23 protein-coding genes are annotated in these 24,172 nt (G+C 44.1%); 6 read left to right on the top strand and 17 right to left on the bottom strand.

The window, feature by feature from the left end:
- The first annotated feature begins 387 nt into the window (after nt 1–387).
- Both JUB15_RS27290 and JUB15_RS27285 read left to right on the top strand, forming a co-directional pair.
- Nucleotides 388–2,757, top strand: coding sequence for an ABC transporter permease (locus tag JUB15_RS27290; RefSeq protein ID WP_207515838.1), 2,370 nt, complete (start codon nt 388–390; stop codon nt 2,755–2,757).
- 114 nt (nt 2,758–2,871) lie between these two features.
- Nucleotides 2,872–3,411, top strand: coding sequence for a hypothetical protein (locus JUB15_RS27285; protein ID WP_207515837.1), 540 nt, complete (start codon nt 2,872–2,874; stop codon nt 3,409–3,411).
- A 20-nt stretch (nt 3,412–3,431) separates the two neighbouring features.
- On the opposite strand, the gene JUB15_RS27280 is transcribed toward JUB15_RS27285, so the two are convergent.
- From JUB15_RS27280 to JUB15_RS27270, 3 genes are read right to left on the bottom strand one after another with little or no spacing between them, the layout of a single operon-like run.
- Nucleotides 3,432–4,187: a transporter gene (locus tag JUB15_RS27280; protein WP_207515836.1), complete on the bottom strand. Its 756-nt coding sequence runs from the start codon at nt 4,185–4,187 to the stop codon at nt 3,432–3,434.
- An 18-nt stretch (nt 4,188–4,205) separates the two neighbouring features.
- On the bottom strand, nt 4,206–4,661 hold the full coding sequence (locus JUB15_RS27275; protein ID WP_207515835.1) for a DUF421 domain-containing protein: 456 nt from the start codon (nt 4,659–4,661) through the stop codon (nt 4,206–4,208).
- The gene (locus JUB15_RS27270) at nt 4,658–5,158 is read right to left on the bottom strand and encodes a hypothetical protein (protein ID WP_207515834.1); all 501 of its coding nucleotides are present in this window, start codon (nt 5,156–5,158) and stop codon (nt 4,658–4,660) included. The genes JUB15_RS27275 and JUB15_RS27270 overlap by 4 nt, the downstream gene beginning before the upstream one ends.
- Nucleotides 5,159–5,257: 99 nt before the next feature.
- Between JUB15_RS27270 and JUB15_RS27265 the strand changes: the two genes are divergently transcribed.
- Together JUB15_RS27265 and JUB15_RS27260 are read left to right on the top strand one after the other, a co-directional pair.
- On the top strand, nt 5,258–6,214 hold the full coding sequence (locus tag JUB15_RS27265) for a manganese catalase family protein (protein WP_207515833.1): 957 nt from the start codon (nt 5,258–5,260) through the stop codon (nt 6,212–6,214).
- Nucleotides 6,215–6,375: 161 nt separating this feature from the next.
- A complete protein-coding gene (locus JUB15_RS27260; RefSeq protein WP_207515832.1) occupies nt 6,376–6,582 on the top strand; it encodes a hypothetical protein in 207 nt (68 codons plus the stop codon).
- A 13-nt stretch (nt 6,583–6,595) separates the two neighbouring features.
- On the opposite strand, the gene JUB15_RS27255 is transcribed toward JUB15_RS27260, so the two are convergent.
- The 8 genes from JUB15_RS27255 to JUB15_RS27220 all read right to left on the bottom strand — a co-directional run bounded on the left by JUB15_RS27255 (nt 6,596) and on the right by JUB15_RS27220 (nt 16,225).
- Nucleotides 6,596–7,804 carry a family 1 glycosylhydrolase gene (locus JUB15_RS27255; RefSeq protein ID WP_242696539.1) on the bottom strand — a complete coding sequence of 403 codons (1,209 nt, stop codon included), beginning with the start codon at nt 7,802–7,804 and terminating at the stop codon, nt 6,596–6,598.
- Between the two features lie 9 nt (nt 7,805–7,813).
- Complete coding sequence (locus tag JUB15_RS27250; RefSeq protein WP_242696538.1) at nt 7,814–9,142, bottom strand: family 1 glycosylhydrolase; 1,329 nt, start codon at nt 9,140–9,142, stop codon at nt 7,814–7,816.
- Entirely contained in the window at nt 9,096–10,238 is a 1,143-nt protein-coding gene (gene glf / locus JUB15_RS27245) for a UDP-galactopyranose mutase (RefSeq protein WP_207515831.1), read from the bottom strand. The genes JUB15_RS27250 and glf overlap by 47 nt, the downstream gene beginning before the upstream one ends.
- Nucleotides 10,231–11,373: a glycosyltransferase family 1 protein gene (locus JUB15_RS27240; protein ID WP_242696537.1), complete on the bottom strand. Its 1,143-nt coding sequence runs from the start codon at nt 11,371–11,373 to the stop codon at nt 10,231–10,233. Before JUB15_RS27240 ends, glf begins: the two co-directional genes overlap by 8 nt.
- Before the next feature lie 392 nt (nt 11,374–11,765).
- Nucleotides 11,766–12,869, bottom strand: coding sequence for a PQQ-dependent sugar dehydrogenase (locus JUB15_RS27235; RefSeq protein WP_207515830.1), 1,104 nt, complete (start codon nt 12,867–12,869; stop codon nt 11,766–11,768).
- A gap of 36 nt (nt 12,870–12,905) precedes the next feature.
- Nucleotides 12,906–13,472: a hypothetical protein gene (locus tag JUB15_RS27230; protein WP_207515829.1), complete on the bottom strand. Its 567-nt coding sequence runs from the start codon at nt 13,470–13,472 to the stop codon at nt 12,906–12,908.
- Between the two features lie 244 nt (nt 13,473–13,716).
- Entirely contained in the window at nt 13,717–15,441 is a 1,725-nt protein-coding gene (locus tag JUB15_RS27225) for a GNAT family N-acetyltransferase (RefSeq protein WP_207515828.1), read from the bottom strand.
- A 484-nt stretch (nt 15,442–15,925) separates the two neighbouring features.
- Complete coding sequence (locus JUB15_RS27220) at nt 15,926–16,225, bottom strand: T9SS type A sorting domain-containing protein (protein ID WP_207515827.1); 300 nt, start codon at nt 16,223–16,225, stop codon at nt 15,926–15,928.
- Nucleotides 16,226–16,593: 368 nt separating this feature from the next.
- Between JUB15_RS27220 and JUB15_RS27215 the strand changes: the two genes are divergently transcribed.
- Together JUB15_RS27215 and JUB15_RS27210 are read left to right on the top strand one after the other, a co-directional pair.
- Complete coding sequence (locus JUB15_RS27215; RefSeq protein WP_207515826.1) at nt 16,594–17,127, top strand: MauE/DoxX family redox-associated membrane protein; 534 nt, start codon at nt 16,594–16,596, stop codon at nt 17,125–17,127.
- Between the two features lie 7 nt (nt 17,128–17,134).
- Entirely contained in the window at nt 17,135–17,641 is a 507-nt protein-coding gene (locus JUB15_RS27210; protein ID WP_207515825.1) for a DUF6520 family protein, read from the top strand.
- Nucleotides 17,642–17,703: 62 nt separating this feature from the next.
- On the opposite strand, the gene JUB15_RS27205 is transcribed toward JUB15_RS27210, so the two are convergent.
- From JUB15_RS27205 to JUB15_RS27180, 6 genes are all read right to left on the bottom strand, one after another.
- Nucleotides 17,704–19,362 carry a T9SS type A sorting domain-containing protein gene (locus JUB15_RS27205; RefSeq protein ID WP_207515824.1) on the bottom strand — a complete coding sequence of 553 codons (1,659 nt, stop codon included), beginning with the start codon at nt 19,360–19,362 and terminating at the stop codon, nt 17,704–17,706.
- 425 nt (nt 19,363–19,787) lie between these two features.
- Nucleotides 19,788–20,552 carry a type I methionyl aminopeptidase gene (map, locus tag JUB15_RS27200; RefSeq protein ID WP_207515823.1) on the bottom strand — a complete coding sequence of 255 codons (765 nt, stop codon included), beginning with the start codon at nt 20,550–20,552 and terminating at the stop codon, nt 19,788–19,790.
- A 150-nt stretch (nt 20,553–20,702) separates the two neighbouring features.
- On the bottom strand, nt 20,703–21,620 hold the full coding sequence (locus tag JUB15_RS27195; protein ID WP_207515822.1) for a helix-turn-helix domain-containing protein: 918 nt from the start codon (nt 21,618–21,620) through the stop codon (nt 20,703–20,705).
- A 65-nt stretch (nt 21,621–21,685) separates the two neighbouring features.
- Nucleotides 21,686–22,522, bottom strand: a complete 837-nt coding sequence (locus JUB15_RS27190; protein WP_207515821.1) for an SDR family NAD(P)-dependent oxidoreductase — start codon at nt 22,520–22,522, stop codon at nt 21,686–21,688.
- A gap of 211 nt (nt 22,523–22,733) precedes the next feature.
- On the bottom strand, nt 22,734–23,363 hold the full coding sequence (locus tag JUB15_RS27185; RefSeq protein WP_207515820.1) for a hypothetical protein: 630 nt from the start codon (nt 23,361–23,363) through the stop codon (nt 22,734–22,736).
- Nucleotides 23,364–23,396: 33 nt separating this feature from the next.
- Entirely contained in the window at nt 23,397–24,143 is a 747-nt protein-coding gene (locus JUB15_RS27180) for a hypothetical protein (RefSeq protein ID WP_207515819.1), read from the bottom strand.
- Between the last annotated feature and the right edge of the window lie 29 nt (nt 24,144–24,172).

Below are 24,172 nucleotides of genomic sequence, written 5' to 3'. Positions count from 1 at the left end.
TACTCTTGAACCGTCGACTCTCCCGACTGTAAGTCGGGATGCTCTAAACCAACTGAGCTAAACTCCCATTATTTTAAAAAACTTACCTACTCTTGAACCGTCGACTCTCCCGACTGTAAGTCGGGATGCTCTAAACCAACTCAGCTAAACTCCCTTTGTGATCGGGGCAGCAAAATTAAGGTTTCAAATCAATAAGTTATAAAATTTTTATCATTTTTTTTTAAACTTGGTTGCCATTGCCGGCCTTGCCGGGCTGTATCATAAACGAACTGTTCTGTCCGCTTTTGTTGCGGTGGTCTTCTAAATCCTAAATATAACCCGTTGGGCAATAATTATTTACGGAAATGGCATAGTATTTATTCACTTTGCCGTTGAAACCTTGTTGTAATGATCAAAAACTTTCTGAAAATAGCTTTCCGCAATATCCGGAATAGTGCATTTTATTCGTTTATCTCCGTTTTTGGATTGGCGATAGGTCTTACTGCAGGCATCCTGATCCTGCTCTGGTGCGAAGATGAAAAAAGCTATAACCAGTCAACCAGGGATGCAAAAAATGTTTACAGGGCGATCCCGGGTTTTATCTCCGGCGGTGATAAAAAACATTTCTCAACAGTTCCTTCAGCCCTTGCGTATGTTTCCAAACAGGTGCCGGGTATTGAAAAAGTGGGGCGTATTATCGCGAACTGGAATCAGATGGTCTTGCACCACAAGGGCAAAACTTTTTCTGAAAAGCGCTCTGCGTTTATCGATCCTGCCCTGTTTGATATGCTTGATTTTTCTTTTATTGTAGGGAACCGTGGCAGACCTTTCGAGAACACCCGGTCAATTGTGCTGACCGAGCCCTTCGCAAAAAAATATTTTGGCAATGAAGATCCTTTGGGAAAAATTATAACAAGGCAAGACGTAAAGGAAAGTTACACAGTAACGGGTGTGGTGAAAATGTTGCATAACTCCCAAACGAACTTTGATTTTTTTCTTCCCCTGGACATCATTAACGAATATTTCGGAAATCCGGCAGACAGCAGGAATGGCGTAGACGGAGACTGGAACAATTATGATTATGAAATGTATGTCCGCTTACATCACGGAACATCTGCCACGGAGGTAGCTGCCCAACTAACACAACTTCAAAAAGAGAACGTATCTGACGATATTACAAAAACATTGAACTACAGACTTCAGCCGCTTGCAGACATTCATTTGTATAACACCGATGGAAGCCCCGGCTTAATCACAATGGTAAGAATATTTACAGTAGTGGCATTTATAATTCTGTTGATCGCTTCTATCAATTATATAAATCTTACTACAGCGAAAGCTGCACAGAGAGCCCGGGAGATTGGCGTACGCAAGATCATCGGCGCTGCGAAACGCCAACTTTTTTTCCAGTTTATAAGTGAAACGATCGTGGTCTTCTTACTGGCAACAGGTGTTTCCATATTGCTGATACAACTGGTATTCCCATTATTCAATCAATTGACCGGAAAACAGCTTGCCTTTAACTTATTTGATCCGGCTGTCTCAAAAGTACTGGGGGTGACACTGGCCATTACACTGGCGGCATCATCAATTTATCCGGCTTTGCTTCTTTCATCTTTCCGTCCACTGCAAGCCATTAAAGGAAAATTCTCAATTAGTCGCGGAAACCATTTCATGCGGAAGGTTCTGGTCGTTAGTCAATTTTGTTTTTCAGTCATTTTTATCATTAGCACCATCATCATAGGGAAGCAATTAAACTATATCGGGGCAAAGAATCTGGGCTTAAACAAGGAAAACGTCTTTCGTATTGAACTTAAAAATATGCGGGGAAAATATGAAGCCGTAAAAAATGAATTGTTGAGCGAGCCTTCCATTTCCGGTATTACGGGGGCTGGACAAAACGTTTTAAATGTTGCCTCCAACACAACAAAAAATGACTGGCCTGGAAAAGATCCGGGTAGAACACTATTAATAACATCACTTCCAGTTGAAAGAGATTTTGTATCTGTTATGCATCTCAGGTTGGTAGCGGGAAAAGGTTTTAGCGGAACTCTGGCCGACTCAGCCTGTTTTATCTTAAATGAAACGGCCATCCGGGAAATGGGCTTGAAAGATCCTGTTGGCAAGCCATTTACCTTTTATCAGACAAAGGGTACTATTGCCGGTATTGTACAAGATTTTCATTTCAAGGATATGCATCAAAAAATAGGCCCCTGTGCCCTGTTTTGGAAACCGGAATGGGTGGGCCAATTGCATGTGAGAGCCACCCAGGGCCATACCACAGAAGCCATTGCAGCCGTGAAAAGGCTCTGGCAAAAATACAATCCGGAATTTCCTTTTGAATACAACTTCCTGGATGACGCCTATGATAAAATGTATGCTGCAGATCAACGTATAAGCACCCTGTTCAAAGTGTTTGCGTTTATTGCCATTTTTATTTCCTGCCTGGGACTCTTTGGCTTGATGATGTATACGGCACAATTAAAGACCCGCGAAATAGGGATCAGAAAAGTGCTGGGTGCAAGCGTTTCGAGTGTAACCGCCCTGCTGGCAAAAGATTTTGTTTACCTTGTACTGCTGGCCGTTTTAATTGCATCTCCCATTGGCTGGTACTTTATGAACCGCTGGCTTCAGGATTTCGCCTATCGCACGGCCTTCAGCTGGTGGATATTTCCGGTTGCAGGTATAGCAGTATTGTTTAGTGCAGCACTAACGATCAGTCTGCAGGCTATTAAAACCGCATTAGCGAATCCCATAAAAAGCCTCAGGACTGAATAGGACCCGCGTAATAACGACCATCCAGACGTACAAATTTGCAAAAAGATCATATTTCCCGGCGTCCGCCCCGCCACTGAATTGAGATATTGAAAAAGGAACCTTATCTTTATGGAGATGATACGGACAATCCTATTTGCTGCGATGCTGGTATCTGCTGTGACGGTAAAGGCACAGATGCCTTTATCCTTTGGCGCTATGAATGGCGGCCCTGCCTTCAGGCATTTTCACCAGTTGGGCGACACTAACCACATTCAAAAGAAATGGTTTTTTACGAAGTATGCGGGCATTTCCACAGGTCTTGTTGTGTTCAATGGAGGAAGCGCCAGCTTTTTGTCGGCCCCGGCAGGTTTACAAATTAACCGTCAGTTAAACAATAACGTCTATGCCTTCGCCGGCGTTTCTGCGACGCCTTCCTTTATCAATTTCAATGGTGCATTTTATCAACCTGTCGTTAATAAACAGCCTGGTTTTATGAACGGCAACAATTTCAGTGTGAATCCTGCGGCCTACCTCGGACTGATGTACATCAATGACGACAAAACGTTCTCCATTTCCGGGAGTATTGGCGTAAGCAGGAGCAATTACTATAATTATTCTCCCTTTTATGCCCCGGCATATACGCCCGGGTTCGGCAATAACAAACGATTTTACTGATAAAGTAGATCCTCACGCGGCTATTTGGGAATAGCTATTGACAAGCCGATGGTCAAAAACCGGTTGGGGTTGTCATGCAGGATGGAAGAGCCTGCGGCGAGGTCGATCTGCAGGTTGTCTCTGATCTTATATTGTATGCCCGCATCCAGGTTATGAATAGGATCTTCCTGCGATTCGAACTGGGAGAAATAGCCGGCAAACATCTCTAATCTTTCTGCGGGTTTGTAATGAATGGAGCCATTCACCAGCCAGGTCATATCGGGGCCAAAAGCTTCCTGCTGAAAACCGGCATTGTATTCAATTTTCCAGTCATCACCCACTTCATGTAAAAAGGCGGCTAATAGCGATGCAGACCTCCGCCATCCTCCATTCGTGTAAACAGCCGTGTAAGGGAGCTGCAGATAGCCGATAACAGTAATATCCGGCAACCATTTGTGGTCTTCCAACACAGCCGCTTTAAAGCGAACAGCCAGCGGATAGGTACTTTGAACGGTCTCCTTCATATATCTGTCCCGTTCTCTCCCCTGCTCTACCAGCACCCCCAGCTCCCACTTGCTGCTGATCCCATAACGGATAAGCGTACGGGTGATGATCGCGCTACGCCCTGTGTCGAAATCATTGTATAACAAACCTGTCTCTACCTGCACCTGTCTTTTATTTACCAGGTGCGTTTCTTCGGTTTGGTCGGGCCGGTCGGTATTCATTTCTTTTTCCTGGCTATACAAACGAAAGACACAACTATAAAGCACCAATACCATGATGATAATTCTCCTCATAAGTCAGTTCTAAGCATTTCAGGCGGCAGACTCCTTGGGAATAATGGAAATGCTGCCATCCAGTTCCAATACCGCATATTTTATCTGGTCCATCCGTTCAAGGCCGTGCAAATTGCGGGCAGCTTCAAGAACGTCTTCTTCACTTACCCTTGACTTGCCGGCCCGGTTCTGCAATAGTTTACCATCAGCCGCTACAATAAGCGGCGAGCCTTCGGTCACCTCTTCAAACCCTTTCCATCGTTGTTTTATCATAGACACGAGCAGGTCAACACCAATGAGGGTGGTAATAAGAATAAGCGAGGTGGTGATGGAATAATCTTCTCCCACCAGTGCCTGCTGTGTCACTTCACTTATAATAAGCAGCAGTACCAATTCAAAAGGAGTGGTTTGCGCCAGTGTGCGCTTACCGCTCAGCCTGAAGACAAGCATCAGGAACAAATAGATGATCAAACCTCTGATTACCGGATTCATCATGGATAAATTTGGTGAGCGATTGTAAAAGGCGTTGCATTCACTTTTATAGTGGTCGTTATACTGCCAGGCTTTTTGGCCATAAGAAGACAGTGTATATCGGCTGTTCCTCCGGCATGGAAAAAATAGGTAGTTACTCCGTTAATGGTCCTGTTCCTGTCTGGTAAGGGCGTAATGGATTGCACATCGACGTATTGTAAATATTGTTGTGGAATTTCAAGGGTAATGCTGTCTGTTACATCTTTTAGTCTGAACGTCATGTCTGTTTCTGCTTCATACCGTAGAAATCGTTCATATTCTATAGTGTTTCCGTTTTGTACCTGGGTTTTATAACTTACCGGTCCGGTACCAAAAATACCGGCCACAGCAAGTATTAAACCTATATACAGGATAGCCCAACCAATCTTCTGGATCATCCATCCTTTTTTATGCTGCTCAAGGTTTTCTTCCAGCTGCAGGTCGTGACGCACCCTTTCCAACGATTGATTATTTCGAGCCATATCACACAGATGTTTCAACATTTGCATCAATTTACTTGCCACACCATCTCCTATACCCGATGGCATAACATTTACTATTCTTTCCTGTAAACAAAAGCTATGTTTTACCACGTACAATCACTTATCAATCCGATTGTTCAGGATGAACCGGATCCATCTGCCGCCAATGCGCTGCAGGAAGGGCTCGGCGGACAATTCGGAGAAATGCGCACCATGATGCAATACCTGTTTCAAAGTTTCAACTTTCGTGGTGATGCTGCACCTTATCGCGACCTTATCCAAAGTGTGGGCATTGAAGAGATCAGCCATGTTGAATTGATCTCTAAGACCATTTCACAATTACTGGATGGTGCCCCAGGCTACAAAGGCAACAAGTTTGAAACACCGGGAAAGGGCGGAAAGCCGGTTATGGATATGGCCAAGGAGCAACAAAATCCCCATCATTTTATTGTGGGCGCACAGGGCTCGCTACCGGTTGATGCAGCCGGTAATCCCTGGAGCGGTTCCTGGGTGCATGATCATGGCAACCTGGTATTGAATTTAATGGACAACCTTGTGCTCGAAGCCACAGGCCGTTTACAAAAATGCCGCATTTATGAAATGTCGAGCAACAAAACGCTTCGTGCAACCGTATCATTCCTTATTGTAAGAGATGAAGCACACCAGGCTGCATTTGCCAAAGCATTGGAAACCCTGGGCGTTGACTGGAATAAAGCCCTGCCTGTTCCCAAATTCGATTCAACTAAGTTTCCTGAAGTAAAACGCTTGCTCGATGCAGGCATTCATCGTGAACAATACACCTTCCGGCTGGATGGTTCGGAGATGGAAAAGATCTTCAGCGGCACTGCGCCCATGAACGATGGAACTGACCTTGTTACACTTAAGGAACCGAGAGAAGGCTTCGCCATTCCATTGGCGCCGGAACGGCCAGAAGAGTTCGCCCCGGGCCTTGACCCTGAATTACAGGAGCTGGCAGATGCTTTGACTGAATTCAAACAGAACCTGGTGAACCCTAAAAAAGCATCGGTAGTGAAAAAGAAAACTAAAAAAGTATAAATAAGTGCGCATCAAAAAGCCTGTTTTGTGAACAGGCTTTTTGATATTGATAGTATGTTTTTTGACAATACGACAATTGTAGCGTATATTACTTATTGGCAACGTCCTGAAGCAGAAAGGCAAAGCGGAAGAGGCTGGCCTGATTTTTACATAAGTAATGCATGATCTATATAAAATTACCAGAACGCCTGAAAAAGGCATCGACTGAAGAAAAACGAAATTTCATCACCAGTGATGAAACCTGGGCTTTTACGGAACAGCCCAGAAAAGAAATAGCTGCAAATGACCGCCAGCAGGTGACTGTTCATGAGCTTTTTAATTTATTCACCGCAGACATAATACAAAAGAATACGCTGTTTACGAGATAATTGTTTACAACCATCACCAGTGGTGAAAGATCAATCCAAAGCTTTCTTCAGAAATAATGTCCTTCCATTGTTCAATTAATTTCCTGTAGGCTTCGCCTACAGGCATGATCTTTCTGTTCAGGTCATACAAGCCCAGCTCATTAATGTTGCCCGCATCATTGCGCAGCGCAGAGTCCCAGTCAACCTGATGCAATAGACTATACCATGTAAATCCTATTACTGGAACGCCATCGTGTTTCAACCGGTGTACATTCGCCCACTGTTTTATCAACCATTCCCGGCAGGCCGGCATTTTGATGTTGGTTTCGGTATGCATGATGGGCAGTTTATACCTGCGGTAATACTGCTGCGTAATTACATAATAACCAAAAATTTCACCGGCGGCCTGGGTGCTGCCATCCGGATGCACCAGGTGTTCGTTGGTCACATAATAGTCGTTGCCCATTACACAACGGGCTTTTACCTGGTTTTCTATAAACCAGTTATATTCTTTCTTCGTCATGCCGTTCTGCAACAGGAATTCATACATTGCCACGTTCAAAGGGTAGCCATACGTGAGGTCGAGCGACAAAAACCTTTTCTGGTTAAGAAAGCGGGCCAGCGGGGCCGCAGCAGGATCATTCGCATGAAAATATTCTGATGACTCGCTTTGAATAAAGGTAGCATCCGGCTGTACCTGTAATATAGCATGCATGGCAAGCACATTGGCTTTGCATAAGTGTTTCAAAGCCGTTACAAATGCATAATCAGATTGCATGCATTCATTCCACCAGCCATATTGCCCTGAGAACATGGCGGCAATAAATATTTCATTGATGGGTGTATACAGCTGCAGGTCGGGAAACCTGAGTGCAAAAGCCCTGGCATATTCTGCAAAGAAAAAAGGGAATTCCGGGTTTTGAAAATTGCCCAGCCAGTCGGGCACCCCAAAATGGCACAGATCAACAATAGGCGTAATGCCCATGATCTTTAGTTTATTGAAGGTGGCGTCTGTAAACGCCCAGTCAAATTGTCCGGGAGCAGTATGTGTACTAAAGTACGGCGGGCCATAGCGTAAAAACTCTATTCCCAACTCTTTAAGCAGACCGAAATCAGTTTCCCAATGCGCATAATGACCGGTTTTTGCCATTTCATCTACCCGTTTGATCTTTCCGTCCGGAAGGCGTATTGTGGGATAACTATTCTCAATACCGGTTGCAAACATGAATTTATATCCTGACATATCATTTTATTAAATAAGTTCATCAAAGGATTCAGCCACTCTTATCAACCTGCTATTATGATGCCACCAACCTTTTTGATGCAGCAACGGGTGATCGCAATATCCGTGGTTCGCCAGCGAAGCGATCAGGCCGGCAGTTAAAGTGGGGCGTAAACCGGTATGACTGATGTCGAATACCCCACATTCGTACACCAGTTCTTCTTTTGTTAACAGGCTGCACCAGTCATAGGCGCCCAATAAGGCCCAGGCCGTTACAGCTCTTACATCCACACCTTCCTGCCTTGCCATGCAACAGGCGTCCCAGATCTCTTTAAACCATCGCCCCTGCTCTACTTCATCACAATGCAAATGGGCTTCAGTTATAGCCAATGGCAGCCGGAACCGGTGCCAGGCTTCGTGTAATAACCTTTTTACCCCGGCAGGGTTCTTCACCCGAACTGCTTCCACGTCGGCGTAGGCATGTATCCCGTTTCCGCCATGTGTATGCACGGGATAAGCTTCCAGGTCCTCATCGAGGTACCGTTCCGAAGTGACGTAATAATTAAAACCCATGATCTCCGGAACACAGGTATACTCAGAGAAAAAGTTTAGTTGCGATTCTTTTATACCGAGGTATAATAAGTAATCCCATAACGGGTGTTGCCTTGTCACCCTTCCGCATAAAAGATCATAGGTTAACCATCGGCGTTCATTCTCAAAATCGGCCTGATAGCTTAACAAGCTGGTGCTATGGATCTTCGTTAGATCCTCTGTTTGTACAAGTTTGGCAGCAGGGTTAATGCGCCTGATAGCCTGCATGGCCAGCACGATTGCCTTCACCTGGTTCAATAACATAACAATAGAACTATAAGCATCTTTGTAGTGCGGATACCAGTAACCATACAATCCACTGAACCGCGCAGTAGTTAGCGGTTCATTCACCGGGGTAAAATATTCCAGCCAGGGAAAACGCCGCGCCACCTGTTCGGCATAGGCGGCCAGTCCACTGGCGAAACAGTCACTGAATAAGTTCGTATGCGCCGGACCGCTACCATGATGTACAAGTCCAACAATGGGAGTCATGTTATTTTTACAGATCGCCTGCAATTGCTGCGCTGTCCATGTCCAGTCGATCACCTGATCTTTCACAGGCTGATGCCGTTCCCACAAAACAGGATATCTCAATGCACGAATGCCCAGATCTGCTATACGTTCAACATCTCCGGCCCTTGTATAATGCCCGCAATGATCCAATTGATCACGAAATGTATTTCCTATCCGGTTAATGGTGCATTCAATACCGCCCCATATTTCAGGGTTCGTACGTGGGTAATTTTTGTCCATTAATAGGTCGTTCATTTTTTGTAGTGGAGTTTATTTTCTTGTATAGCGTCAGGGATTGCGCTATTACCTGATCCATATTGTAGTATTTATAAGTAGCCAGCCTTCCCGTGAAGTAAACGTTCGGCAGGTCATTGGCCAGCAATTGGTACTTCCTGTACAATTCTGCATTTTCGGGGCGGGGTACCGGGTAATAGGGATCCCCTTCGGCCTGGGGATATTCAAATACAACAGCCGTTTTCGGATGTTTCTGGCCGGTAAGATATTTAAACTCCGTTACGCGGGTATACGGATGCTCGTTAGGATAATTAACGGTACCTGTAGGTTGATACCGTTCCGCTTCTATTGTTTCAAACCTGAATTCGATAGAGCGGTATGGCAGCTTACCATAACAGTAATCAAAGAAATAATCTACCGGTCCTGTATAGATCATTTTCTTATAGGGAATTATGCCTTCTATTTCCCTGTAATCGGTGCCCAGCATCACTTTTATATTCGGATGCGATAACATTTTTTCAAACAGCCGGGTATAGCCATGCAGGGGCATGGCCTGATACGTATCGGTAAAATACCGGTTATCACAATTATTGCGGGTAGGAATGCGGGCTGCTACCGATGCATCCAGTTCGGAAGGATCGAGCCCCCATTGTTTCCTCGTGTATTGCTTAAAGAATTTTTCGTACAGTTCCCTCCCTACTTTATTTATAACTACGTCCTCTGACGTTACAATGCGGTCTTTTTTTTCCGCTTTGGAAGCCAGAAAACTGTCCACTTCGAGGGAAGATAAATGCAATCCATACAATTGATTGATCGTATTCAAATTTATGGGAATAGGCACCAGCATGCCATCTACACTGGCCAGTACGCGATGTTCATAAGGCCGCCAGGCGGTGAACTGGCTCAGATAATCATATACTTCCCTGGAATTGGTATGAAAAATATGCGGCCCGTACTTATGCACCAGTATGCCTTCATCGTTATAATAGTCATACGTATTCCCGCCAATATGATGCCTGCTTTCCACAACCAGCACCTTTTTATTACTACAGGATGCTAACCGCTCAGCTATAACCGCTCCTGCGAATCCTGCTCCTACTACTATATAATCAAACATAATTGTGCGCTTTAAATTTCTCTTCTTGTTTATTTCCCATAGCACTAGTAATCAGTTCTTCCATTTTATGCCAGGTCTTTTCCCAGGAAATGCCCGACAAAAACGCATCTACTTTTGCCAGCCATTCGTTATATCCTGTTCTCGTTAATATAGCTTCCGCGGCGGCAACAAATATGGCGGGCGTAGTGGCGATATACACCAATCCGTTTTCTTCGTACGGTGTTATTACATCTTTTATGGGAGTGGAGATCACCTGTTTTCCACCAGCCAGGTACTCCGGTGTTTTGGTAGGACTGATGAACCTGGTTGATTCATTCAAAGCAAAAGGCATCATAGCTATATCCCAGCCGGCGAGATAATAAGGGAGCTCCCGGTATTGCTTGCTGCCCAGGTAATGTATATTATCTGCGCGCGGAAGATCCGCTGCGTCGATCTTCACAACCGGACCAACCAGGATGAAATGCCAGTCGGGCCGTAATACTGCCAGATCCTGCAACAAAGCGGTATCCAGCCGCTCATCCAGCACTCCATAATAGCCAATTCGTGGGTGCGGAATGGTTGCCTGGTCTGTTGGTTCCTGCAATTCGGAACGGGCAATGTTGAAATGATTTTTATCAATACTGCTGGGGAACAGGTATATATTGTTATGCAAATGTTTTTTTGCTTCGTAAAGAGATTGACCACCTGTAAATACCAGGTCAGCTCTCTTCATTAGCTGTTGCTCCTGTTGCACCAATTGTGGGGACGCAAATTTGAAAGCGGAAAGCTCGTCCATACAATCGTACACAACCAGTTCCGCGTCCAGGTGATCACTCCACCTGAAGGCAAGCGGCGAATAATACCATAACAAATACTTTTTTATTTGCATAGACACCAACAAACGATCCAACAGCATCCGCTGCGCTTCCAAAATGGCAGCTTCTTTCATCCCGGCTTTTAAATGGGGCACCACGATCCAAACATTATTGGTATCGTGCGTGGTAACTTCCATATGATTGCTGGTTGTATCAAAAACCGGCTCTTCAATAAAGATCACGCGGCGATTCCTCGCAAACCGGCTCAATAGGTGCTGCGGTCGTTGAAATACGAAGTTCCATCTGAGATGACAAAAACAGATAATATCAATACTGATCATAACTTTTATGTGTTATAATATGCGTGTAAATAGCCAGCAGGCTAATTTCCTGGTCACAATATGTATGTAGTTTTCTTAATGGAGATCTGGTGGACTAAAAGGCTTGACAGGGTTGAATTAATTGTAAGAAGTCCAAATAAGATACTAATAAATGTAAAAAAACCATACCACCATTAGATCAATCCTGGCCTCGTCACAGCCATCATCTAATACATTCCGGTTCATTGACAAGAAAACAAACACTTATTCCGGTATTGAACCTGTGTAATTTTTGGGTAATAATTGCCCCTGTCGGGAATGCGTGCTTTTTGAACTTCATAGGAGCTATTCATTCAAACAAAGCAAGCGCTTTTTTGTTGTGATCTTCGCTATTTATTTTATAGGCTTTGCCTTCAACCGTTAATTTCAATTATCATATCATTGCTTCCATTGGAGGTACATATATATACTTTTCCCTGCGGCGAAATACATATATCGCGCAGCCTTCCGAAGCTTCCCCGTAAATAAACCGCAACATTGGTCACTTTTTGTCCCGAGGCATCCAGTTTCAACTGCCACAACGTTTCATCTTTCAGGGTGGCGAGCAGCAAGGAGTTTTTCCATTCCGGTATAAGATCGTTGGAGTAGTAGTCGAGGCCGGAAGCAGCAATCGTTCCTCGCCCACTGCTCCATATAGGTGTCTTTACATTTGCTTCTTTACAAAACCGGCCTTCATCCACATCACAGGGACCCAACACCACCGGCCAACCGTAGTTACGTCCCTTTTCAATAATATTCAGTTCGTCTTCTACACCGGGTCCGTGCTCAGAAGCGTACAGCATATTATTAAACATCACCAGTCCCTGAGGATTGCGGTGCCCATAACTCCATACCGGATCATTGGGAAATGGATTATCGGCGGGAATACTTCCATCTATATTGAGGCGGAGCACTTTTCCGCCAAGCGAATTCGTTTTTTGCGCGGCCGCCTGATCGCCAGCTTCGCCGGTAGTCATGAAGATCTTGGGAGCAGCTTCATTTGTTATCCATAACCTGGAACCGTTATGAAGGCCGGCAGCCGGTATGCCATCCAAAATAACAACCGGATCGGCAAGTGAATTGTTTGTATAAGTGTATCGCACCAGTTTTTCCCTGTACCCGGTATTACTTTCATAATTATATACTACATAGAGGAAGCCATTGCTGGCGAATGACGGATGCAGCGCCATTCCAAGCAAACCGCCCTCGCCCATTGCCTGTACTTCATCGATCACAAAAGAGAAGTCTGTATTTCCATTGTCAGGATCGATGCGGGATATTCTTCCGGTCCTTTCGGTAATCCAGATACGATTGTCGGGGCCCCAGATAATTTCCCACGGAAATTGCAGTCCCTCTTTTACCACGCGGGGCGATTGATCAAGTGAGCCGTTTATGACGGCGTCTTTCTTTTTGCACGATGCACTGAAAAACAACAGGAGTACATTCAGGATTGCTAAAAACAGGTATCCGCTTTTCATACCGGTAAATTTTGGTGGTTGGATCAAATAAGTTCATTAACGCATCCGCTTTTCCCTGCGTGGAAACAGGTAAAGCTGAAAACCCAAACCAAACCTGATCTCGTTGATGGCAGTTTCATTATTGGACCTGAAGAATGCATCATATTTTATAATGCCTTCTATGGCTGCATACTCTCTGATAAAATAGGCGAAGCCGGGGCCAATGCCTGCATTAACGCCTGAGGAAGTGATTTCCGCAATGGTAGTTCCGCCGTACCCAACAGTGCCCTCCACGAACAAGCGGCCATTTCCTGATAAATTCCCAACGTTGCTGCTACCAAAATAGTAACGGCCAAGGATACCTCCCTGATAGGTCCATTCAATAGCTACCTGGTACGAGCGGGCCATGCCCAGGTTGGCATAAGCACCTACAGCCAGGCCATTCCGGATGAAATAAGCCATTTTAGGAGATAAAAATATACTGAGCTCACCCGCATTGTCCGTTTGAACATAACCTCCGATAAGATTGCCGCCCCACATGGCAGTGCCTTTTTCCAGCTGCGCGTTCGCCATACCTAAACCCGAAAAAAATGCGACCAGAAATAGTTTTGTATTCTTTTTCATAACGAGGGATGAAGGCTTCGTCTTTTTTAAAAGATTTCCAATCGATTAGAACCTGCTAATCGAAACCTTGCTGTATAAATTTAATAAATAAGCAAGAGACGCGGATGAGAATAAATTTCCGTTCTGCGGGAGCAGAGCCGTATTGCGAAATGACGGATTATAGCGATGTTTTTTTTGTTACACGCAGCTTAAGCGTTAGACATATATTATTCGATCATGGATGAAATATCGACGCCCCTGGTTATCAGTTGACCTGACTACATCCGATACCTTCCAGCACCTGGCAAAATAAGGGATTAGCGGAGCTTATATAATTTCCATTCTTTGCTGCGACAACCGCATCAATTACACTGTACAAGAACACGGACAACTGAGCTTTACCAGCGCCTTGACAATACAGTTTTATTAGCCGGACCTCGTTGAAATTTATGGCATCTTTTTTTTCTTCTGCATCAGGAGCACTGAACCAGGCACAATGCAGCAGGCGCCCGTTTTCCACCGTGGTAAAACAATGTTCTCCGGTCTCAAAGCGATACATGGCATCGGCCAGAAAATCCCATTCTGTGATGCCGGCGCCTTTTTCAGCTTTGAATTGCAGCAAGTCGTTGAGATTGTCTTTTTGCAATGCTATTTTATTACCCGACATAGAAAGCGCTGCCGGTATTTCATACCGCTTTTCAGGCGCTTTCTTTTGAAAGGCTTTTGCTATTTTTTTAATTCCCGCTGTTAAGCTGGTGTTCTGAAGCCGGTAAAAATATTTCTTGAGGTTAACTTCTGCAGTCATAGGCCTTATTCCCGCGGCAAGCAGGCGAATATGCATCCATTTCCTGAAGCGCTTTTTACATTGGTACAGGAGCTCATTACTGACGAACAGTTCGTGCACTTCATCATGTTGGTTAGCCAGTTTTTCTTTGTAAGAATCATAACCGGGGGTTAGATCAAAAAATTGCATTTTTTCTTCCTGTAACTTCTTTGCCAGGAAGGAGAAGTGTAAAAGTCCCGGGGAATATGCCCTGGCTTTAAACGGCGAATGACAACTGAAGCCGGAGAGGTATACCCACTCTTTCCCTTGTACGGCCACTACCCCTGCGAATATTTTTCCGTTCACTTTAAACAGGGTTGCATGTAATAATTGTAAACGAAACAACTCCTGCAATAATTCTTTCTTTGCCGGGTCATCCCTGAAATGGTGTTTATTAAATAATGCGGTAAACCGGAAGTCATACAACACGGCCAACTCATCCAGGACGTTTCTAAAGCGCTCGATGGACGTGACAACCTCCAGCTGCACTTCGCCGACTCGTTTCAAGCGGTTCAACTTGTTGCGGAACTGTCTGCTCTTTAATAACTTTGCGGCGTCTGGCCGGCTCAAATTGATCAAAGGCCGGGTGTAGGACTGCAAGATGCCATACCGGCGCCATTTTCTATCATTTTGTAACCAATGAAGAGGTGTGCCCGGGGGCAGGTACCTGAATGAGATGGGGTTTCCCGGAAATTGTTTCAAAAGCAACGATAGCGCATCCTTTATAAAAGTTTCCGTACAGGAAGGCATCGCCAGCCAGCACTGGTATTCTGCATCGTAATGCCCTGCGCCTGTTATCCTGTTTCCTTTTTTCGTGCGGTCACTTGTCTGGCTATCTAACAACACCATCGGCAGCGCACCTGTAAGTTGTCCATTCGTCGTGGCTATAACCATCACCGGCAGATGTCTGTTGCAGTATACCTGGTACCAGGCAGTGATGTAAGGCCTTCCCTGGAATACGGTTGACCAGGTACAGGACTCAACCAGCGTATCCCAGCTTCTTTGAAATTCCGGTTTTTGTAACAGATCGATCACTGCGGCGCCCGTTATCAATTCAAGGGAGGAGGCTTTCTTATAATGCGTGCTGATGTCATTAACGACCGTTGTCTTATGGCTGGGGACTGGCACGTTAAACACTTTACCTTCGGGACGATCTACCAATTGCATAATTTTTTATTTTATTTCAGGGAAGCATTGTGAAGGTACGGTCAATGATCTCTGTTAGTATACATAGCTGTTCTTTACCTGGTTTTAGTAAAAACAGTTCTTGTAATTATATCTGAATAATTACAGTTACAATATTGCTTATGGGATTAACACAGAAAAGGTACTTCCGGTAATTTCATTAAGATATCAGGGGCTATTCTTTAGAAGGGTAATAATTGATTTAAATTAGTTATTTTTTCACTTTTCCCAAAAAGTTTTGACTGCTTAGCCCAAAAGATTGTCATTGATCAATTTTGCACTAATTGTTTTTATAACAAATAAACCAGGGTGTTATTAAAAAAAACGACCCGTCAGGTCGTTTTTTTTTAATGAGCAGAAATGTACAGTATAACCGATGTCGCCGTATGGCTTTTCAACGAAACGTTATAGAAACCCTGATCTTTATCAGGTTTTTGTACGGAGGCCTTATTTTCGTTTAATTAATTTATTGATTTAACTGCACTAATTTACCCGTTACCTGTTTAGCGCCTATTCGAAGCACATAGATCAGCTGGGCAGACTTACCTGATGGCAGGATCACCTGGAACATATTGACGCCGGGCTGTAAACGCCCCTGAAAAACAGTCTTTATCTTTTGCCCCAATGAATTGAACAGTTCCAGGCTTCCCTTCCCGCCGCCTGGAGCGGTTACTACAAATCTTACATGGTCGTTAAATGGGTTGGGAAACACTTTAATGGTAGTTTGTACCTGTCGGGGAATATCATTGCCAGGTATGGCCTCCACTTTGTTTTGTATTGAAGCTGTCGTTGCTGATCTTGCCGCTGTTTGTGAGCAATCGGATGCGTCGCAATCGGCGGCTGTTGAAACACAGCCTGAGCTCAGTCTTTTAACTTTAATGCCAGTGACCGAACCTGCGTCATTTTCTATGTGCTATAACTCATCGAATTTGCGAAAGCTGAAGGATCTTCCCTTCATCCTACACACTTACATGTACGCATTCATTGGGATTAGTGAGCAGTGTAATAAGATAACGTTTGCTATATTATTTTTTGAATTGATATGATGCTACCTTTATCATGAAATACAATAGCAACACATTCAGCTACAGTATTGTGTTAGTTAACCTTGTACAGAACCATTAAACCCTTGTTATGACATATCTACACTGGTTAAAGAACATTGGTAAACCAGCATCCGGCAGTCCACTTTTAACCGTCTATAACTGGATAACCAGGAACATAAAGATCAACTACTTTCTTATTTTTCTATTTGCATATACGGCTGTAAGTAAATTAAATCTGTTTTCCTATACCGTCCCGTTTTCCTGGGAGAGCTTTAAATTGGTTGATGTGTCCTCATTCAAGGAAGCCATGTCTAAATCGCCTGTATTACGCCCATATCTCCATGTGCTTGCCTGGATGATACCGGCAAGTGAAATAGCAGCCTGTTTATTGTTGCTTTTCAATAAAACGAAAATAGCCGGTTATTATGTTTCACTGCTTTTACTTACTTTATTTACTGCTTACATAATTTATATCCTGAATGCCTATTCTCACAATCTCCCTTGTGTTTGCGGTGGGGTCATTTCACTGATGTCGTGGACCCAGCACCTGCTATTTAACTACTTTTTTATAGCTATAACAATAAGAGCCATTTTCATAATGCTCAGGTCATACAGGAAATGATCGGCCGATGTCGCCGGGACTGTTTGACATGATGCACGGTTATCAAAATATTTTTGTTGCAACAAAAAAAGGGTACTGCCTGCGCCCAATAATGCAGGCTTCTTTAATAATCAAAAATTCATTTAAAACTATGAAACGCTTCAAAATTGGTATTTCCGCTATGGTTTTTGTGCTTGCAATTACAACATCATTTGCATTCCGTAAGGCAGAAGAGAAAAACAGGGCCATGTTCACCTGTACCTGGTTTAATTTTACCGGTACGCCGGGTGAAGAATATGATCCAGCGAAATATGTGTTATCTGGCGGAACAGCTTCATGTCCCGACCAGGGCGGCGACCTGTGTGGCGCATGTGTTGACCCAAGTGATATTTATGCTTCGGGACCGTATGCCGGAAAACCAAAAGTAGATGATATTACTTCTGCCATCTCCAATGTTGTTTCTTTTGCTTTGATGACAGGCGAGGACAATGCGCAGCAGGATTTTAATGAAATTGCAGATTTGAAAGCACCATAACAATTTAAACTTAAGTCTGCCACACGGCTTCGTGTGGCAGACTTATTTATTCATTACGCCGCTTACTTAAAAAGTTTTACCGTGGTTACCTGGTCATTTATCCTTACGCGCAGCAAATAGATCCCTTTTGGCAATTCAGCCGGCAGCGGAACGGAAATGACATTCTCACCTGATGGCACAAAAGTATTTTTTGATGTTAGTACCCGCCCCGAAAGATCTGCAAGCGACAGATCCACTTTACCCGTTGTTATCATTGCTGTCTTAACGAATATTTCATTAACGAATGGCGTTGGATATACATTAATTAAGCTGAGCGGGTTGTGATCAGTTGCCACCCGAACGATCTTTGAATAGTCAACCTTACCATCGGCATCAACCATTCTTAGACGATAGTAAAGCATGTTATTGGGTGCAGCCTGTAAAATCCCGGGATCTGTAAAATTGAAGGTGGCATTACCAATCGCTGAGAGCTGCCATTCGACTTTTCCAATAGCAGAAAATGTCATTCCGTCCATGGAGCGCTCTACTTCAAAGTGACTGAACCGCACAGCTTCTGTGGCCGACCAGTTCAATCGTACATCATTGTTTACTTTACCTGCGGTGAAACCTAATAGTTTAACAGGTAATACATTCAGGACAGGCGCAGGCGCAACACCTCTGAAAGCGGTTTGGTTGGTAATGGCATTAGCCAGTGCAACGGGAGTAGCCGAAAAAACACCATTATAGCCGCTTGCATCTGTAAGGCGCACCAGCTGCCCTCCCTTGATCGTAGTATTATTCGCTCCCCTCCTGGTTGCATATAACGTAACGGTATTTCCAGACAATATTGCAGTAAATGCCCTGTAATCGTCCACACTGGCGCCAACATTACCATTCAGCACCCAGCTTCCCGACACGAGAGAATATTTTTCAATACCGGTATTGTCATTCGTGTAATAAAGGACATCGGGTCCCGGAACCCCTGCATTCATATCGAGCAGCGCAAACTGTCCGGGCATTATCGTGTCCGGGAAGTCCGGTAAATTAGTAATTGTCTGGTCTGCCGTTTTTGGTAATCCGGTACCCACTGTACCTATCCGGGGCGTATTGCTGTTGCCGGATACATATAACTGTCCTCCTATGATGGCCAGACACCTGAGAAAACCGGTACTTTCAGTTGGATCGGTAATTTGCGTGGAGGTTGATGCGCCCACTGTTGCGTACCGAACGCCCCCGGTAGTTCCGAAACTTCCGGCGCCAACAGCCCACAGATCTGTACCGTTTGTAGAAACCGCACACCTGACCGCATTGGCGGAAGAAAGATCGGTGAGCGCTGTAGAAGTGTTGATGGTACCATCATATTTGACCAGGCCGATGGTCCTTGGTCGCGAGGTACTGGATGTTCCGCCAATACCGCCGGTGCCTACCGGCGCATTATAGCCGGTAAAAACAAGATACTGGCCGTCTGCAGATAAAGTAAGTATACCCTCGGTATCACCCCTGCCTGTTGCCGTTAGGGCCTTGTTGGAGCCACTGGTCGTTACGGGCATGGCAATAGATTGAACCAGTGTGCCGGCGGTGGTATATTCATCGAGGAAAACGGCCGCTGAAGCATTGCCCAGGGTTGCAGGACCTGTGCCTACCCGGTATACAACGATATTTCCTGGCGTAAATGAAACCTGGGCAATTCCTTTGATCTGTAAAATTAAAAATGCAAGTGCGAAGCTGATTGTCCTTTTCATAAGTAGATGAGTGTATTTATCAGGTAATTGTTTCAGCAACAGCTTGTCAGGCTGGTAGAAATACCAACTGATAGCGTTGTCACATGCATTCAATTACGCAGATAAATAACTACAAAAAAGTGCTTAACCTGAATGAAAAAGGGGGGGCTTGATGGTACATGAAACCGATGAGACGCGTACATCGTACGCCTTAATTCCTGAAGGAATTAATTTGAGCTAAGATACATAAAAACAGGGATTTGATAAAAAAGCCAATGGCGCGCCGGTTTGGAATTTTATAAAATATTCCCATCGCAGCTGCATCACTGTCAGCGTGATGAGCGATTTGTCTTTTATTATCCCGGTTGCACAGGTGGTATCTGCATCTAAACGAAAACGGCCGGCTCATTCTGGAGCCGGCCGCTTTTGCTGCTGAACAACAGCTGCTAATTTAATATTCCATTCATTGCGGTTAAAATAACCGGTTTGCCGTCAGTTACTACAATGGTATGTTCATGCTGCGCCATATAGCCGCCTTTATCGCCAACCATCGTCCATCCGTCACTAAGCTCTGTAGCGTACGTTGAAGCGGTAGCAATAAATGTTTCAATAGCTACCACCGAATTCTTTTTGAAACGCCGCAGATCATACCGGTTCTTATAGTTCAGCAGATCACCCGGCTCTTCGTGTAAACTGCGGCCTACCCCATGCCCGCCGAGATTCTTTATTACTTTAAAGCCCTTCTTTTTAGCTTCCGTTTCCATCAGGTAGCCAATATCAGCTATTTTCACGCCTCCCCTGATATTATCGATTGCTTTGTGCAATATTTCCCGGGACGCATCCACCAATCTTTGATGCTGATGAATGTCATTACCAAGCACAAACGACCCGCCGTTATCGGCCCAGAAGCCATTCAGTTCAGCTGAAACATCGATATTGATCAGATCACCTTCCTGTAAGATCCTTTTATCGGAGGGAATTCCATGGCAGAATTCATTGTTTACACTTATGCATGTATAGCCGGGAAATCCGTAGGTTAAATATGGCGCTGATTTCGCCCCAAATCCGGCCAGTATTTCAGCACCGAACTGGTCCAGCGCCTTTGTACTCATCCCCGGTTGGGCATAGGCCCTCATTTCTTTCAGGGTATAAGCAACCGCCTCACCCGCTTTCTGCATCCCTGTTAATTCAGCTTCTTTTGTTATTGACATAGTTACAAAAATAACATTAAAAATTCAAAGGAACACACAGAAGCTATTTCAGTTACAAAACACCGGCTTCTTTGCTGAAACTGCACGTAAGGCGGAGGGTGCGTTGTGACTACTTTTGAGGGAAACGGATATGTTTATACAGTCTTATTCTTAGTTAAAAGAAGCTCTGAATTCCAAAGGCGAAAGATTCGTTTTTGTTTTGAACAGTTTACTGAATGATTGCGGATGTTCGAAGCCGAGTTCATAAGCGATCTCGCTCACTGACAGATCAGTGGTCGATAATTTTTCCTTGGCTTTTTCAATCAGCTTGTTGTGTATGTGCTGTTGCGTGTGTTGCCCTGTCAGTGATTTCAGTAAACTACCCAGGTAGTTGGGTGATATATTCAACAATCCTGCAATGTATTGGGCGGTAGGCAGGCCATTGTTTATCAAATTATCATTATTAAAACAATCATCGAGTATCTTCTCCAATCGTTCCAGGATCTGGTGACTGCTCTTCTTGCGGGTGATAAATTGACGTTGATAAAAACGTTCACAATAATTAAGCAACAGTTCTATTTGCGCAATGATGATGTTGTGACTAAACCTGTCGATATTTGAATGGTATTCCCGCTGAATGTTTAGCATAATGTCTGTAATAACAGCTTCTTCTTTTTCCGACATGAACAGCGCTTCATTTACTGAATACCCGAAGAACTCATATTGCCTGATATTCTTTGCCAAAGGTGTGTTCCAGATAAAGTCAGGGTGAATGAGCAATAGAAAACCGGTAGGTTTAATTTTGGGTTTTTCTACGGCAAGATGCACTAACTGTCCCGGGGCAACAAACGACATCAACCCTTCATCAAAATCATATTGCTGTTGCCCATACCGGAATTTTCCCTGGATATTCCGCTTCAACCCGATGGAATAAAAATCCTGCACCCAGCTGATCTCTTTTTCCTGGGTTTGATAATCAACCAGGCCATAATCCACCAGACTTACCAGGGGGTGTTCGGGTTTTGGCAATCCGCTCATGCTGTGAAATGAACTGATGCTGTTGAACGTATGTACATGCTTGTTTTTCATAATTCTTTCAAATTTAGGAAAAGAGATAGAAACAACAGCTGTTCTATCTCTTTTCGCCGGGTTTATTAGAAATCTGTTGATCTGCTCAATGCCTCATTCGTGCTCAGTTCTTTTTGCAGCAGCTCAATTTTATTATTGGCCATTCCGTAAGCATCACTTCCCATAAAGAAATGCAGCGGCGGATTTTCCATGCCAGCTAATTGAACCAACGCAAGGGCTGCTTTTTCAGGATCGCCCGGCTGGTTGCCCGGAATATCTTCTATATGCGCTCTATCCAGTTCCCTGGCTTCTTTGTAGTCTGCGATCGGGTTTTCAGCAAAGTGAAGGGAGCCTTTTAATAAGAAGTTGGTTTTGAAATAGCCGGGGTAAACAACGGTTGCATGGATGCCCAAAGATCTGGCTTCTGCTGATAACGCCTCGGTAAAACCAGCTACAGCAAATTTGGTGGCATTGTAAATGCCCCAGCCCGGAAATCCTCCAAGAAATCCTGCAATGGAAGAAATATTAATGATATAACCCGAATTTTTAGCCCTGAAATGCGGCATTACGCTTCTGATCACATTCAGCGGGCCAAACACATTGGCATCAAAATTCCGGCGGGCTTCCTTGTCGCTCAATTCCTCCAAAGTGCCTAATTGTCCATAGCCTGCATTGTTCACCACTACATCTATGCCATCGAAAGTTTCCACGGTTTTGGCAATGGCATTTTTGATACTTGTTTCATTTACTACATCTGCTTCCAGCGGAAGAAAATTGGAAGCGTTGCCAACTTCGCTTTTTAGACTTTTAACTGTTCTGGAAGTGGCCGCTACGTTGAACCCTTCTTTCAATAATCTTTTTACCAGGGTTAAACCCAATCCTTTTGATGCGCCGGTTACGAACCATACTTTTTTTGTGCTCATTTTTTTTATGCTTTATGTTATTAATTGTTTGCACTACAAAGTTGAAAAGAACACAAAGCATGGACGTAGCCAATTCTATGGTTGTTGTAACCAAATCAACGATTACGGGAAAATTGTGTCATTTAACGGGTCGTATACATGCCAAAAAAAATATATAGCCCGCGAGGGCGAGCTATATATTTTTAGTGGTTGAGCCTACCGACCTTTTTCGTCAAATTCCTATTCTCGTCAATTTTATGGTTGCATACCATACACCCGAACCTTGGGCGCTTACCTTTGTTTCGACCTTCCAATTCCTATGGAATCCGAAAATATTCTCATCCAGGTTCGCCCAACCCTCAGCACCTGTGCAGTGATTAGTGACACCGGTGCTTGAAAACGTGTAAGTGGCAATCGGATCGTAACCGTCGTAAGTTAAATTATGCAACCCACTGGTACTCCCACTGGTCCAACTGATGTTGTAAACAGACGGATATCCCCTGGATCTTAAATTCCAGAAAATGAATGTTAAATGTTGGTTACACCCCACACCTGATGGGCTATAATCATTTGTATAATCCATATATTCACTCTCCTGTATTGGTGTCCCGTCCGTAAGCGTACCAAATGTTTGACGCAATTTGGCAACAGTAAGTTCCCCTTTGTCGATGCTTTGGTTGACTCTTAATGTGTCAATCTTTGAGAATTTTGATACTGCTGAAATTTGCGCAATTTCTTTCCAGACAACTTCACGGGTGTTTTGAGGAGGCAGGTCCTTTGAAGCATTAGTACCCTCTTTTTTGCATGATGATAAGGCAAGGCCAAGGCATAGCATGCCTAGCAGGAATGAACGTTGATTCATACATGTATTGATTTAATGAATAAAAAAGCTAAGCTAACTGCGGATGATTTTGCTGGAATCCACAATGAATTCTACCGGATCGACTTTACGGCTGGTAATGTCATAGATCTCCAAAACAAACCAGATGACATCGCCCGTTTCCACGTTTTTTTTGAACTTCATCGCAAGTGAGAGGATGTCATGTTTGAAGCCGGGGATCCAGTTATTTATGGGAGATCTTAAAGGAAGCGGGTGTGAAGTTGCCAGGAATACTGCGGTATCGTTTGTCTCAGGCATGAAAGCTGTTCCACGATAAACAGGGTTTCCATTGAAACGGCTTATATTAATAGTGTCGATATTTAAAACCCTTAATTTGGTGACATGTTGTGCGCGCGGACCATATAGAAAGTCAAAGTTAAGCGCAGTTATTGGCCGTTCACTGATTACCGGTGGATCGGGGCTGTAAGAGAATATTAAACCATTATCAAAATCAATCAGGTACTCGTTTTCGATCTTTTCGATCGTTGTGTTCAGCGCTTTCCCGTTATTGCTATCAATGCGTTGTTCCCTTGAATGGTAAGCCTTTCGCCTGATCTTGTTCCCCTTTACCAAATACATTCCAGAGTCTATTAAACGTAACGCCTTGCTGAAATCAAAAGTATCTTTTCCGTCGGCCATGTAAGCTCTTAGGTGAAAAACGCCTTCTTCGCTGTAGTTTTCCGGTTTGCCGTCGGTCAGAATACATGCAGAAGCGGCAATGGAAAATGAGATTAGTAGAATTGATAATTTCGGATGCTTCACTGGATAAGTATTTAATGGTTTAACTACAT

The organism is Longitalea luteola (genome assembly GCF_017356035.1).
Classification (GTDB): domain Bacteria; phylum Bacteroidota; class Bacteroidia; order Chitinophagales; family Chitinophagaceae; genus Niastella; species Niastella luteola.
This window is presented reverse-complemented; position numbering and strand designations above follow the sequence as displayed.